This is a genomic window from Stenotrophomonas sp. C3(2023), assembly GCF_032911385.1.
Taxonomy (GTDB): domain Bacteria; phylum Pseudomonadota; class Gammaproteobacteria; order Xanthomonadales; family Xanthomonadaceae; genus Stenotrophomonas.
On record NZ_JAWJLO010000001.1, the window covers coordinates 2,679,063 to 2,693,188 of the forward strand.

At 66.4% G+C, this 14,126-nt stretch carries 9 protein-coding genes; 7 read left to right on the forward strand and 2 right to left on the reverse strand.

Features of this window, described 5'->3' with window-relative positions:
• From ppk1 to RZA67_RS11965, 5 genes are all read left to right on the forward strand, one after another.
• Complete coding sequence (gene ppk1 / locus RZA67_RS11945) at positions 1-2,088, forward strand: polyphosphate kinase 1 (RefSeq protein WP_317212958.1); 2,088 nt, start codon at positions 1-3, stop codon at positions 2,086-2,088.
• A 123-nt stretch (positions 2,089-2,211) separates the two neighbouring features.
• Positions 2,212-3,735 carry an exopolyphosphatase gene (ppx, locus tag RZA67_RS11950; RefSeq protein ID WP_317212959.1) on the forward strand — a complete coding sequence of 508 codons (1,524 nt, stop codon included), beginning with the start codon at positions 2,212-2,214 and terminating at the stop codon, positions 3,733-3,735.
• Between the two features lie 417 nt (positions 3,736-4,152).
• Positions 4,153-7,065, forward strand: a complete 2,913-nt coding sequence (locus RZA67_RS11955) for a TonB-dependent receptor (protein ID WP_317212960.1) — start codon at positions 4,153-4,155, stop codon at positions 7,063-7,065.
• A gap of 185 nt (positions 7,066-7,250) precedes the next feature.
• Positions 7,251-8,405 (forward strand): glycosyltransferase family 1 protein, encoded by a 1,155-nt coding sequence (locus RZA67_RS11960; RefSeq protein ID WP_317212961.1) that lies wholly within the window; start codon positions 7,251-7,253, stop codon positions 8,403-8,405.
• Positions 8,386-8,919, forward strand: coding sequence for a phosphatase PAP2 family protein (locus RZA67_RS11965; protein WP_317212962.1), 534 nt, complete (start codon positions 8,386-8,388; stop codon positions 8,917-8,919). Before RZA67_RS11960 ends, RZA67_RS11965 begins: the two co-directional genes overlap by 20 nt.
• A 65-nt stretch (positions 8,920-8,984) precedes the next feature.
• Here RZA67_RS11965 and RZA67_RS11970 read toward each other — a convergent pair whose 3' ends face one another.
• The gene (locus tag RZA67_RS11970) at positions 8,985-10,214 is read right to left on the reverse strand and encodes a zinc-dependent metalloprotease family protein (protein ID WP_317212963.1); all 1,230 of its coding nucleotides are present in this window, start codon (positions 10,212-10,214) and stop codon (positions 8,985-8,987) included.
• A gap of 253 nt (positions 10,215-10,467) precedes the next feature.
• Here RZA67_RS11970 and lpxH point away from each other — a divergent pair, with 253 nt between their 5' ends.
• Together lpxH and RZA67_RS11980 are read left to right on the forward strand one after the other, a co-directional pair.
• Positions 10,468-11,205, forward strand: a complete 738-nt coding sequence (gene lpxH, locus RZA67_RS11975) for a UDP-2,3-diacylglucosamine diphosphatase (RefSeq protein ID WP_317212964.1) — start codon at positions 10,468-10,470, stop codon at positions 11,203-11,205.
• Positions 11,206-11,377: 172 nt separating this feature from the next.
• A complete protein-coding gene (locus tag RZA67_RS11980) occupies positions 11,378-12,874 on the forward strand; it encodes a DUF2235 domain-containing protein (protein ID WP_317212965.1) in 1,497 nt (498 codons plus the stop codon).
• A 19-nt stretch (positions 12,875-12,893) separates the two neighbouring features.
• Here the strand turns inward: RZA67_RS11980 and RZA67_RS11985 are convergent, their stop codons facing one another.
• Positions 12,894-14,105 carry a M12 family metallo-peptidase gene (locus RZA67_RS11985; RefSeq protein WP_317212966.1) on the reverse strand — a complete coding sequence of 404 codons (1,212 nt, stop codon included), beginning with the start codon at positions 14,103-14,105 and terminating at the stop codon, positions 12,894-12,896.
• Positions 14,106-14,126 lie beyond the last annotated feature (21 nt).

Below are 14,126 nucleotides of genomic sequence, written 5' to 3' on the forward strand. Positions count from 1 at the left end.
ATGAGCAGCCCTGGATCCCTCCCCGTTCCTTCGATGTCCGACAGCGATCCACTGCGCGATCCGGCGCTGTATCTCAACCGCGAACTTTCGCAGCTGGACTTCAACTTCCGGGTGCTGGCCCAGGCCATGGACGCGCAGGTCCCGCTGCTTGAGCGCCTGCGCTTTCTGTGCATCTCCTGCACCAACCTGGACGAATTCTTCGAGATCCGCGCGGCCGCGGTGCGCCACGCGCAGGAATTCGGCCTGCCGCCGGCACCGGATGGCATGAGTCCGCAGGCCATTCTGGGGGCCATTCATGACCGCGCCGCGCAACTGGTTGATCAACAGTACCGCTGCTGGAACGAGGTGCTGCGCCCCAGCCTGATGGAGGCCGGAATCGGCGTGCTGGGCCGCAACTCGTGGGATCACCGCCAGAAGCGCTGGCTGCGAGCCTACTTCCGCAACGAGATCATGCCCGTGCTGTCCCCGCTGGGGCTGGACCCGGTCCATCCCTTCCCGAAGATCCTCAACAAATCGCTGAACATCGTCGTGGTACTCAAGGGCACCGATGCCTTCGGCCGCTCCGGTCACATGGCCATCGTGCGGGCGCCGCGCTCATTGCCCCGCATCATCCAGCTGCCGGAAAAACTTGGCGGGGCACAGAACTTCGTGTTCCTGTCCTCGGTGCTCTCCGCCTTTGTCGATGAACTGTTCCCGGGAATGGAAGTCCAGGGCGCCTATCAGTTCCGCGTTACCCGCAACTCCGAGCTGGTGGTGGACGAGGAGGAAGTGGAGAACCTGGCGCTGGCGCTGCGCGATGAGCTGGTCGACCGCGGCTACCGGCCGGCGGTGCGCCTGGAAATCGCCGAGGATACCCCGCGCGACATCGTACGTACGCTGCTGCAGAACTTCGGCCTGACCGAGAACGCGGTCTACCGCATCGATGGCCCGGTCAACCTCAACCGCGCCATCCAGCTCTATGACATGGTCGCCCAGCCGGACCTCAAGTACCCGGCGATGAGCCCACGGGTAATGCGCGACAGTGACGGAATCTTCGAACTGCTGGCGCGCCAGGACGTGCTGCTGCACCACCCGTTCGACACCTTCGCCACGGTGCTGGATCTGATCCGGCAGGCGGCAACCGATCCCAACGTGCTGGCGATCAAGCAGACGCTGTACCGCACCGGCAAGGACTCGGGCATCGTGGAAGCCCTGATCCAGGCAGCGCGCAACGGCAAGGACGTGACCGTGGTGGTCGAGCTGCGCGCGCGCTTTGACGAGGAGGCCAACCTTGGCCTGGCCGACCGCCTGCAGGAGGCCGGCGTGCAGGTGGTCTACGGCGTGGTGGGCTACAAGACCCACGCCAAAATGCTGTTGATCGTGCGCCGCGAAGGCCGCAAGCTGCGCCGCTATGTCCATCTGGGCACCGGCAATTACCACAGTGGCACCGCGCGCGCCTACACCGACCTGAGCCTGCTGACCGCCGATGCGGACATCGGCAACGACGTGCACCTGCTGTTCCAGCAGCTCTCCGGCCTGGCCTCGAAGATGAAGCTCAAGCGCCTGCTGCAGGCGCCGTTCACTCTGCACAGCGGGGTGCTGGCCAGGATCGAGCGCGAAACCCAGCTGGCCCGCAGCGGTCAGTCCGGCCGCATCATCGCCAAGATGAACGCCCTCAACGAGCCGCAGGTCGTGCGGGCCCTGTATGCCGCCTCGCAGGCCGGTGTGCAGATCGATCTGATCGTCCGCGGCGCCTGCACGCTGCGGCCCGGCGTGCCCGGTGTCTCGGACAACATCCGGGTGCGCTCGATCGTCGGCCGCTTCCTGGAACACAGCCGCGTCTACTGGTTCGGCAATGCCGGTGCGCCCGAACTCTACTGCGCCAGCGCGGACTGGCTCGAGCGCAATCTGCTGCGCCGGGTGGAGACCTGTTTCCCGATCCTGTCACCGGAACTGGCGCGCCAGGTGTACCGCGACGTGCTGCAGAACTACCTGGACGACAACCTCAATGCGTGGGAACTGGGTGCCGACGGCATCTACGTCAAGCTGACCCCCGCCCACGACGAGCCTCCGCACTCGGCGCAGATGACCCTGCTGCAGGGCCTGTAGCCGCCGTTTCGCGCGATGCCTGATGCGCGCGTGCGCGCACCGGCCGTCAGTAGCGGCACCTGCCCCGGTTCCAGCTGGGGCGCGTGGTGACGAGCTGCACCCTGCTTCGGTTACGATCTGCCCATGCCGCATACCACCACCTCCCCCGCATTCCAGGATGGCGACCTGATCGCCGCCATCGACCTGGGTTCCAACAGCTTCCACATGGTCATCGCCCGCTACACGCTGGGCCAGTTGCGGGTCGTCGACCGGCTGCGGGAAACGGTGCGCATGGCCGATGGTCTGGATGGCAAGGGCGGCCTATCGGCGGAGGCGCGGCAGCGCGCGCTGGAATGCCTGGCGCGTTTCGGCCAGCGCATCCGTGACGTGCCTCCGCATCGCGTGCGCGCCCTGGCCACCAACACGGTCCGCCAGCTGCGCTCGCCGCAGGCGTTCCTGATGCCGGCCGAAACCGCGCTCGGCCACGCCATCGAAGTGGTCAGCGGACGGGAGGAGGCGCGCCTGATCTACCTTGGCGTTGCGCACGCGCAACCGCCCAAGGTCGGCCAACGCCGACTCGTCATCGATATCGGCGGCGGCTCGACCGAGTTCATCATCGGCAGCGGCATGCAGACCCTGGAGCGCGAAAGCCTGCAGGCCGGCTGCATCGCCAGCACGCGGCGCTTCTTCCCCGGCGGCAAGCTCAGCCGCCGGCGCTGGAAAGAGGCGCTGGCCGAGATCGGCCGCGAGTTCCAGCCCTTTGCCAACAAGTACCGTGCGCTGGGCTGGGACGAGGCGCTGGGTTCGTCGGGAACGCACAAGGCAATCAGCGAAATCTGCGCCACCATGAAGCTGAGCAAGGGCGCGATCACCGCCGAAGCGTTGCCGCAGCTGCGCGAGGAGCTGCTGAAGGCCAAAAAGATCGACGACATCGTGCTGCCTGGCCTCTCCAGCGACCGGCGCCCGATCATCGCCGGCGGTGTGCTGGTGCTGGAAGCGGCCTTCCAGGCGCTGGGACTGCAGAAGCTGCTGGTCAGCAAGGCGGCCATGCGCGAAGGCATCCTGCATGACATCCTGGGCCGTGCCAGCGAGAACGACCCTCGCGATGAGTCGGTGGCGGCGATGAGCCTGCGTTATGGCATTGACCCGGCCCAGGCCGAACGTGTCGAGGCGACGGCCATGCAGCTGTTCGAGCAGAGCGCCGGAAGCTGGGGGCTGGAGGCCGATGATGCGCGCATGCTGGGCTGGGCTGCCCGTCTGCATGAGCTGGGCCTGATGATCGCGCACAGCGGGTACCACGTGCACGGCAGCTATGTGCTGGAGCACTCGGATATCGCTGGCTTCTCGCGGCAGGAGCAGCAGATGCTCGCTGCCCTGGTGCGTACCCATCGCCGCAATGTGCCCAAGAGCGCGTTTGACGCCCTGCCTGAGCGGCTGATGCAGCCTGCGCGCCGGCTGACCGCGCTGCTGCGCCTGGCCGTGCTGCTCAACCGTGCGCATGAATCGACCCCGCTGCCGCCGCTGGAGCTGACCGCCGAAGGCAACCAGCTGGCGCTGATCGTTCCACAGTCTTTCATCGACGCCCGCCCCCTGCTGCGTGCCGATCTGATCGGCGAGACCGAGAGCATCACCGGGCTGGGCATCCAGTTCCGGCCGTTCGTGGCCTGAAGCTGCCGCATATCGCCTGAAGAACGCCGCCGTCTCGGAGGCGGTGCTGTGGGCGCTCGCAGGCGCGGACGGTCTGCTCTGCGGTGGGACAGGGACCGCTACGGGATCGGCCTGGCTGACCGTACAGCTGGACAATTCTCCACCGCTTTTTGCGCATTCCATCAGCTGAATGCCGATTCATCTATTTGGACGGCACATGAATGCGGCCAGACTCGGCAAAGGCAACTTGTTGCTTTGACTCAGTTTCTTTTGAAGTTCCCGCGCCTCTTACACATGATTTCATTACGACCTCTTTACATCTGGTTAACGACCGAGAGTAAATCGACGTCACCGGCTCAGTCCGTACCTTGATCCGGCATTTGGCAGGGCTCCGTTGGCTCCGCCACCCCGGTACGATCCACGAGAGAGAGAGACTCGATGAATTCACGTTCCACCGTGCTGGGCCAGGCTATCCGCCACGCCCTGATTGTCGGCACCGCCACCCTGGCGCTGCCCGCCCTGGCCCAGGACGGCGCCGCCCCGACTACGCTCGATCGCATCGAGATCACCGGTTCGCGCATCCGCCAGGTCGACGTCGAAAGTGCCAACCCGGTACTGGCCATCAGTCGCACCGATATCGAGCGCCAAGGCTTCAGCTCGGTGTCCGACATCCTGCAGAACGTCACCGCGATGGGCAGCCCGACCATCAGCCGTGCCAACGTGCTGACCGCGGGCGAGAACGCCGGCGGCACCTACGTGGACATGCGCAACCTGGGCACCCAGCGCACCCTGGTGCTGATCAACGGCAAGCGCCTGGGCATCAGCACCTCCGGTTACCAGGACGTGTCGACCCTGCCGGTGTCGGCGGTGGAACGTGTGGAAATCCTCAAGGACGGCGCGTCGGCCATCTACGGCTCGGACGCCATGGCCGGCGTGGTCAACATCATCACCCGCCATGACGTGACCGGTGTCACTGCAAACGCCTACTACGGCCAGTACAGCGAAGGCGACGGCGAGCGCAACCGCTTCGACGTGGTCGCCGGCTGGGCCAACGACCGGGGCTCGATCACCATCTCGGCCGAACACTCCGAAGAAAAGGCTGTGTGGGCCAAGGATCGTTGGTTCAGCGCTTACGGCAACACCGCCCGTCACCCGACCGAAGGCTGGACCACCGTCAGCCAGTGGGGCCAGGTCACCGGCCTGCGCGGCCCGGGCTGCACCGCCACCGCCGGCTGCGGTTACTCGCTCAACCGTGGCACCGATCCGACCAACCCGGCCAACTACCACATCACCAACCCGGCCGCGTTCACCGGTGACACCAGCAACACCAACGAGCAGATGCACGTCAGCTTCCCGATCAAGCGCAACAACGTGTTTGTCGACGGTCGCCTGAACATCACCGACAACGTGCGCTTCAGCACCCAGCTGGGCTACAACGAGCGCGAGTCGAGCCGTCAGATCGCCGGCTATCCGCTGCAGTCGTCCACCGCCGGCATCGGCCCGATGTCGATCAACAGCTACTTCAACCCGTTCGGCGCCCAGCACGGCTACGCCACCCCGACCGCCGTGGCCTGGAACCGCCGTACCTGGGAAGTGCCGCGCGTCAGTGACAGCGAGCTGAAGACCTACCGCGCCGTGGCCGCTTTCGACGGCTCGTTCGACATCGGTGAGCGCTACTTCGACTGGGAAGTGGGCTACCAGTACAACAAGAACGAAATGCGCCAGCACGCTACCGGCAACCTGCACAAGGAGCGGGTGAAGAACGCGGTGGGCCCGTCGTACTACAACGCCGCCACCGGCAAGGTCGAGTGCGGCACCCCGGGTGCGCCCATCAGCGGCTGCATGGTCTGGAATCCGCTGGTCGCCTACGGTGTCACCGACCCGTACGGCCTGTACGGCAACCAGGCGCTGATCGACTACCTGATGCCGGCCGAGAACTCCTCGGGCCAGACCGTGGGCAAGAACTTCTTCGCCGCCATCTCCGGCAGCATCATGGCGCTTCAGGGCGGTGATTTCGGCTTCGCCTTCGGTGTGGAAAACCGCAAGGAGTCGGGCAAGTTCATCCCCGACGCACTGGCCCAGACCGGCGCGACCACCAATCTGGCCGCTGGCCCGACCGGTGGCGACTACCGCGTCAACGAAGCCTACCTGGAGCTGAGCGCACCGCTGCTGTCCGGCCTGACCGGCGCCCGCGAGCTGACCTTGAACGCGGCGACCCGCTTCTCGGACTACGACACCTTCGGCAACACGCTCAACAGCAAGTTCGGGTTCAAGTGGAAGCCGTTCGACCAGCTGCTGATCCGCGGCACCTGGGCTGAAGGCTTCCGCGCTCCGACCATCGCCGACCTGTACGGCGGCGGCTCGGAAACCTTCACCACCGGCTATGCCGACCCCTGCGATACCGTCTACGGCTCGTCGGCCACTTCCTCGGCTGTGCGTGCGCGCTGCGCCCAGGACATCGCCAATGCCAACACGTACCGCCAGCTGAAGCAGGGCATGGTGCCGATCACCAGCAGCACCGACCAGACTCCGGTGCCGTTCACCAGCGGCTCCAACCCGCTGCTGCAGCCGGAAACCTCCAAGAGCAAGACCCTGGGTGTGGTCTGGAGCCCGGACTTCATCCAGAACTTCAACCTGGCCCTGGACTGGTGGAAGATCCGCATCGACAACACGATCGTTGCCGACACGCCGAACCAGATCCTGATCGACTGCTATGAGCAGGGCGTGACCTCGCGCTGCGCACAGTTCACTCGCGATCCGGTCACCGGCATCGTCAACAAGCTGCAGTACGGCAACCGCAACGCCGGTTTCATGGAAACCGAGGGTTACGATCTGGACGTCAGCTACCGCGTTGACACCGATGCCTACGGCAAGTTCAGCGGCGGCTGGTCGACCACCTACGTCAGCTCACTGATCACTCGTTCGACCAACGATCCGACCACCATCCCGACCCCGTCCAACGGCATCGGCAGTGGCTTCCGCATCCGTTCCAACCTGACCCTGGGCTGGGATCTGGAGAACTTCGGCATCACCTGGACCGCCCGCTACTACTCGGGTGTGAAGGAGCAGTGCCTGAGCCTGAGCGCACATCCGGATGAGTGCTCCGATCCGGGCCAGCGTGCCCCGTGGTACGCCGGCGTGCGCAACTACAACGAGCGTGGTTCGGTGACCTTCCACGACGTGCAGTTCCGCTACAGCCTGCCGTGGGATGCCACGGTGTCGGTGGGCGCCAACAACGTGTTCGAGAAGTACGGCCCGGTGATGTACACCAAGCCGAACTCGGTGTTCTCGTACTACGGCGGCTACGACATCGGTCGTTTCATCTACATGAAGTACCAGCAGCGCTTCTGATCGAACCGATCAGCTGGCGAGCAAAACCACGGCCCTGCGGGGCCGTGGTTTTTTTTATCGGGCAGCGGGGCAGACGCACTCGAAGGTTTGCTGGTGGTCACATCGCCGTCGCATCGCGGTCATCGTGCCGCCACCGCCGGCGCCGAGCATGCTGCCGATACTGGACACCCACCAGGAGGGCCGCCATGCGCTACGCCATCGTCACCGAGACCTATCCGCCGGAAGTCAACGGCGTCGCGCTCACCGTGCAGGGGCTGGAACGGGGACTGCGCGCCGTCGGCCACACCGTGGACCTGGTGCGCCCGCGCCAGCCCTGCGAGCCGGTTTCCGACGCTGACCAGGGAAAGACCAGCGTGCTGCGCGTGCGCGGCGCGGCGCTGCCGCGCTATCCCGGGTTGCGCTTCGGCCTGCCCGCCCCGCTTGTTCTTCAGCGCTGGTGGCAGCAGCGACGCCCGGATGCGATCTACATCGCCACGGAGGGCCCGCTGGGCTGGTCGGCGCTGCGCTGTGCCCGGCGTCTGGGTATTCCCGTGGCCAGCGGCTTGCACACCCGTTTTGATGCATATCTGCCTGAGTATGGTGCCGCCTGGCTGGAAGCCGCTGCGCTGCGCTGGATGCGCCGGTTCCATAACCAGGCCGACGCAACCCTGGTGCCGACGCGCGAACTGCAGCTGTTTCTCCAGGCGCAGGGATTTGCCCGCGTCCGCCTGCTGGCGCGTGCGGTGGACAGCGGCCAGTTCACGCCCGGACGGCGCGATCCTGCTCTGCGCGCACAGTGGGGCATCGACGGCAACGGTCTGGCGGCCCTTTACGTAGGGCGCATCGCAGCGGAGAAGAACCTGCAGTTGGCGGTCAAGACATTCCGGCGGTTGCAGCGGGAGCGTCCCGAAGCACGCTTTGTGCTGGTCGGTGATGGCCCCGCGCGCGCAAAGCTGGCAGATGAAAATCCCGATTTCATCTTCTGCGGCGTCCAGCGCGGCGATGCGCTGGCGCGCCATTTCGCCAGCGGCGACCTGTTTCTGTTCCCGAGTCGCAGTGAAACCTTCGGCAACGTCACCCTCGAAGCCATGGCCAGCGGCGTGGCCACGGTCGCCTTCGATTACGGCGCTGCACGTGAGTACCTGCGTTGTGGCCAGAACGGTGCGCCGGTGGCCGACGATGTTCAATTCATCCAGCAGGCAGTGGCGCTTGCCGGCAACGACCAGCGGCGCCATGCATTGGGCCAGCGCGCGGCGCTGGACATGCAGCGCCTGCATCCCCAGCAGGTGGTGGCTGAGTTCGACGCCCTGCTGGCCGAGCTTGCCGCTGCCCGGAGGCCCCATGCCCATCGCGCCGCTTGAGCTGCTGCGGGGGCGCGAGACCCGCTGGTGCCGACGCGCGAACCGTTACTGCCGTCGGCGACGGGTACGCAGCACGTTCGCGGTCATCAGCCGACTCGGCGACGGCGTTTTCTGGTACACGCTGATGGCCGCGCTGGTGCTGCTGCATGGGCTGGACGGACTGCGGGCCAGCATCCACATGGCCGCTACCGGCGTGGCCGCTCTGCTGCTGTACAAGGGGCTCAAGCGCTGGACGCGACGCCCGCGTCCTTACAAGGCCGACCTGCGCATCCGCGCATGGGTGGCACCACTGGACGAGTTCAGCTTCCCGTCCGGACACACGCTGCACGCGGTGTCATTCACCATTGTAGCGTTGGCCTATTACCCGTGGCTCGCGCCGCTGCTGGTGCCCTTTTCGCTCGCTGTGGCCGCCTCGCGGGTGGTACTGGGCCTGCACTACCCCAGCGACGTGCTGGCTGCCACGCTCATCGCCGGGCTGCTGGCCGGTGTCAGCCTGCTCTGGTGGCCGCTGTAGCGCGCTCGTGCAGGGCCGGCGGCGACCGGCCCCTTGGAGCCCATGCTGAAGCGCGATGGCGCGGCTCAGCGGAATGCGGCCACGCGGGCGCGGTTCTCTTCCATCACCCGCCGGTTATCAAAGCGGGCGGCGTTCCCGGTGGGCTGGCCCGCATGCAGGATGATCGGGCTGGTCCACTTCTGCGCACGCGCGGACCGGTTGGCACACGGATAGGACATCACCGAGTGCCAGTTGCCGCTTCCACGGTTGCAGACCTGGCGTCCCCACGCCCACGGGTAAAGTGGACGCCCGCCCTGCTCCGGGTTATGGCTTGATCCATGGATGTGACCCATTTCATGGGGCACGGTGTCGTTGCCGGCAAGACATTCGTAGCGGACGACCATCAGCGCGTTGTTCTGCCGCGCGCCCACCGGTGCGACACCGCAGTAATAGTCATTACCCATCACGATCATGATGACATCAGCCTTGTCGGCGGTCCGCTGGGCCCATGCCCAGCGTCCGCCCTGGGTATTGGGGTTCATGAAGTGATTGAATGCCTCGCCCATGGTCCTGCCGGGGTATCCAACGACGTGGAAGGACGCCAGTTCCATGCGCGCGTTGATCCGGCTGTCCACATAGGTGCGGTTGCCCTCGGCGAAACCGAGCAGCGCCCGGTTCCTGATCCGCTCGCCGTGACGTTGCCAGGTGGCCGTGTTGGTGACCACCATGACCCGCAGCACGCTGGTCTCGTCAGCCGCCGCTGACGACGCCAGCGCCGCTTCGTCCTGCAGTTGCCGGCGCTGGGCAGCGGTCACATCGCTGCCATGGGGCCGCCAGTGCGGATGGTGGCGCGGCAGGGTCGGCAGCACGGTGTCACGCCCCAGCAGGTGGGCCGATGCGCCAGCCGGTTCGATCCGGTAAAGCGCGCCATCCTTGATGATGCCGGTAACACCGGCGGCATTGCGCAGCAGCTCGATGCTGCCGTCCTGTTCTGCTGCGCCGACCAGCCGGCCCGACCAGGCGACGCTGCCATCAGGAAGCTGGCCGCTGCTGACCCGATGCGCCTGCCGCACGACCCCGTCCAGCGCAAAGGTCAGGGTCGCAGTGCGCGGATCGACAGCCTCGACGTGAAGGCGCAGCCACTGCGGCGAGCTGGCCGCATCGAGCGCGTCGAGTGCTGCATATGCCGGGTTCGCACCTGCCTCCAGCGATGACGCCGGCGCGTTTACCGTGAACAGCTCCGCGGCCCCTACCGGCGTGACCGCAGCCAAAGCCACTACAAGCCCACAGAATAATGCAGAGATACGCAGTGTCATGACATGTCCCCTTGGGTTCCCGGCGCTGCACGGTGCAGGCCGGTGTCGCCAGTTAACGCCCCCCAACGCGTGATTTCGCGTTCGAAGCGGTAGAGATGGGCAAAGCCGAATCCCACGTGGTTACCGCGACCTTTTCCGGCGCGTCTGCCCGCACCGGATCCCGCGCGAACTGCCAAAAGCGCCACAGTCAGATGCTTCTGACACGTTTGTCGGCAAAGTGCCGCTCGCCACAGGTGCGCGATAGAATGCGGTCATGACGACGCTGTTCATTTCCGACCTGCACCTGGACCCCAGCCGCCCGGCAATCACTGACCTGTTCCTCGCATTCCTGCGCCGTGAGGGGCCTGCCGCTGATGCGTTGTACATCCTCGGCGATCTGTTCGAAGCCTGGATCGGTGATGACACGCCCTCGCCGGCTGCCGACCAGGTGGCCACCGCGCTGCGTGCGCTGAGCGACAGCGGTGTACCGGTCTACTTCATCCGCGGTAACCGCGACTTCCTGCTTGGCCCGGCGTACGCCGAGCGCGCCGGGCTGCGCATTCTGCCCGATCCCAGTGTCATCGACCTGTACGGCACGCCCGTGCTGCTGCAGCACGGTGACCTGCTGTGTACCGACGATGTTCCCTACCAGCAGTTCCGCGCGCAGACGCGCGACCCTGCCTTCCAGGCGCAGTTCCTGTCGCAGCCGCTGGCCGCGCGCATCGCCTTCGCACAGCAGGCCCGACAGGCCAGTCAGCAGCGTCAGTCGGAGATGAAACAGGGCGATACCGCCCAGTTCGAGACCGTCACCGATGTGGCGCCGGCCGAGGTGGAGGCGACCTTCGTACGCTACGGGGTGGAGACCATGATCCACGGTCACACCCATCGGCCTGCCATTCATCAGCTGCAGGCAGGGGGCCGTGCGTGCCGACGCATCGTGCTCGGCGACTGGTACGAACAAGGATCGGTGCTGCGCGTGAACGCCGAGGGGTTGCAGCTGGACAGCCTCTGAGCTTTCGGTTCAAGACGCGCGGTGAACGCGCGCGCCGACGACGGGATGTCCGGCAAGCGCATGGGCCTGTGCGGCCAGCCGTTCCCCATGCGGCCCGCCCCTCTGACGCAGCAGGCGGTACCGGCGCGGGCGCGCGCGCAGTAGAGTCCGGGGAAAGTGAGGAGATTGCGCGATGCCGACTCCAGCAGGGTCGTCCCGTCACCCCGCCGCCGCAGCGGGTTCCCCGCCAGAGGACGTGCTGCAGATCGGGGTGTTCTTCGATGGCACCCGCTACAACGCGAACAATCTGCGCCGTGGCCCGGCACAGGACGCCGCGCCGTCGCTGGCTCCTGCACCGACGATCAGCGAAGCACTGCCTTACCCCAACCAGGTCGGCAGCAGTCATGACAACGCGCTGACCAACATCGCCCGCCTGCACGCGCTCTACCCTGACCGCCGACGTGACGCCGGCGCCGGGCTGTCGGTGGCCATTTACATCGAAGGCGCCGGCACCCGCGATGGTCAACCCGACGATCTGCAAGGCCTGGCCTTCGGCACCGGCATCAGTGGGGTGCAGGCCAAAGTCGACCTCCTGCTGCAGCAGCGTCTGCCTGACGCCCTCGCGCCGCTCGCCCGTATGCAGGCATCGTCGATCAGCGGCCTGCAGCTTGATCTCTTCGGTTTCTCGCGCGGCGCATTGGCCGCGCGTGAGCTTGCCAACCGCCTGGACGGCTGGACTACCGAACGCTGGCAGGAGCTGCTGCAGCATGCCGGCCTCCCGCTGGCGCCCACCTTCAAGCTGCAGGCAGCCACGCTGCGGTTCATCGGGCTGTTCGATACCGTTGCTGCGGTCCCGGGCGCTGCGTTGGGCCCGGCGCCGCGTTCTTTCCTGCGCACGGGCATCGCCCGCAAGGTCCTGCAGTTGGCTGCACGCGATGAACATCGTACGCACTTCGCCCTGACCAGCGTGGCACCCGAACACGAACAGCGGCTACTGCCCGGCGCGCACACCGATATCGGCGGTGGCACGGATGACGTGATCGAAGGACCCAAGCTGCTGACCCGACCGCGTGGTGAGCGCATCCACGCGCCGCCTGTCGCACCTATGCAGCCGCCGTCCTTCGGTTGGCTGCGCACAACGCAGAGCCACCGGCGAGCCGAGGCCGAGGCGCGGCAGTGGCAGCGCCGGCTGCATCTGGGTGATGAGGCGATCCGGGTCGACACCTGGCACCAATGGCAACGGCAGCGGGTTGCCGGCAGCGACAGCGTACTACCGGCGGACGTGTTGTACGTCTATTCGGCCGTCGTACTCGAACGTCAGGTTGATTGGCGTTATCAGCTGATTCCGCTGCGTATCATGCACGCCGCTGCAGCGGATGCAGGCGTGCGCTGGTCGCATGGACCTGACGAGGATGCCGCATTGGCGCTGCCGGCCGACCTGGATGACATCAGCACCCGTCTGCTGCAGCGGCAGGCGTTGAGTGCGACGCAGGAGGCGTTGCTACTGCAGCGCTTCGTGCATCAGTCGGCACACTGGAATTTCGACGCACTGGGGGACACGTCGCTTTTCGGTGCCGGTGATGCCACGGTAGAACGGCTTCCCTATCGACCAGGACCCCGCATCTTCTATCTCAACCGCCCTACCGCTGATGGCAGCCGCGTGATCCTCGCAAACGCACCGCCCCACTAAACCGCATCCGCAGGCAGACCTAGCGGAATCCAGCGATGCGTTCGCGGGTCAGTTCCAGCACGCGCCGGTTGTCACTCTGTGCCGCCGACCCCAGGGGCGTGCCGTCGTAGCGCAGAAGCGGACTGGACCAGTACCCGATACGGCGACAGCCGGTCGGGCAGTCGTAGGACATCACCGTGCGCCACCCCGATGCGCGCGGCGGTTGGTGCCAGTAACCATGTCCAAAGGCGAACGGCGCCACGGCCGGGTCACGCTTGAAATCATGCCGCGCTCCCTGCAGGTGACCGACTTCGTGGGCCAAGGTGTACTCACCGAGCGCGCACTGGGTCAGCAGGCCGATGAATGCTGCCCTGGCATCGCCGCCGATTTCCTGGGCGATGCCGCAGCCCCAGCCCTGGTGCAGCAGCAGCGCCACGACATCGGCAGCATGCTGATCGCGCAGTGCATGGACTTCATCGAGGTGGCCGTCGCCGATCGCCGCCAGCCGACGCACGTCCAGCTCGAGATTACGCGTTTCCTCGTAACGGGTCAGGTGCAGCCCAGCCAGCTGCAGCCTCATGTCAATCTGGCTGTTGCGGTAACTCAGGTTGGCTTCGGCCACCGACGCCTCAAGCAGCGCCAGCAGGTCGCCCGGGTAGCCCGCCACCGCCTGGGGCGTGGCTACCGCGAGCACCCGGACCACCGAGGTCGCCGCAGGGCCGGACGGCTCGGACAGCGGAACAGGCAAGGCGGGGCGTGGCTCTGCTGCCGCCGGATGCGGAGGCGGCAACCGTGTCTCATCCACCCGGTAGAGCAGATGGCGTCCGTTGCCGGTGGGCAGCAGGCGCAGCAGCGCATCCCCTACCCGGAAACTGCCGGTCAGGCCCGCCGGGCTGCGCACCAGTACGCCTGTGCCGGTTTCGCCGGCATAGTTCCTCACCTGGCCGACGGCGACTTCATGTCCGTTGTCCAGCAGCTCGCGGTGCGCCAGGGCAAGCCTTACCGGCTGGCCGTCCAGCGACCACTCCAGCGTGTCGGGGAGACGCATCAATGCATCATCCGCCACCGCGACCCAGCGTGCCTGCGTCGTGGCGGGATGAGACAGCAACGCCGCCACGGCAGGCGTGTGCGGCGCGGTCAGTGGCGGCGGCGCGCTGCCAGCCCGCAGCAGTGGGGCCGCGTCCAGCGGCGCGCCGTGCAGCACCGCCGCAGCAACGAACAAGCCCGGCAGATAAAAGGAAGAAACGCGCATGACGGGTCTCTGGTGATCTCG

What these genes read in the sequence shown, in the direction of transcription:
- RZA67_RS11960 (WP_317212961.1), top strand. Translation starts at nt 7,251, where the DNA reads ATGCGCTACGCCATCGTCACCGAGACCTATCCGCCGGAAGTCAACGGC.
- RZA67_RS11985 (WP_317212966.1), bottom strand. Translation starts at nt 14,105, where the DNA reads ATGCGCGTTTCTTCCTTTTATCTGCCGGGCTTGTTCGTTGCTGCGGCG.
- RZA67_RS11980 (WP_317212965.1), top strand. Translation starts at nt 11,378, where the DNA reads ATGCCGACTCCAGCAGGGTCGTCCCGTCACCCCGCCGCCGCAGCGGGT.
- RZA67_RS11970 (WP_317212963.1), bottom strand. Translation starts at nt 10,214, where the DNA reads ATGACACTGCGTATCTCTGCATTATTCTGTGGGCTTGTAGTGGCTTTG.
- lpxH (WP_317212964.1), top strand. Translation starts at nt 10,468, where the DNA reads ATGACGACGCTGTTCATTTCCGACCTGCACCTGGACCCCAGCCGCCCG.
- ppx (WP_317212959.1), top strand. Translation starts at nt 2,212, where the DNA reads ATGCCGCATACCACCACCTCCCCCGCATTCCAGGATGGCGACCTGATC.
- ppk1 (WP_317212958.1), top strand. Translation starts at nt 1, where the DNA reads ATGAGCAGCCCTGGATCCCTCCCCGTTCCTTCGATGTCCGACAGCGAT.
- RZA67_RS11955 (WP_317212960.1), top strand. Translation starts at nt 4,153, where the DNA reads ATGAATTCACGTTCCACCGTGCTGGGCCAGGCTATCCGCCACGCCCTG.
- RZA67_RS11965 (WP_317212962.1), top strand. Translation starts at nt 8,386, where the DNA reads ATGCCCATCGCGCCGCTTGAGCTGCTGCGGGGGCGCGAGACCCGCTGG.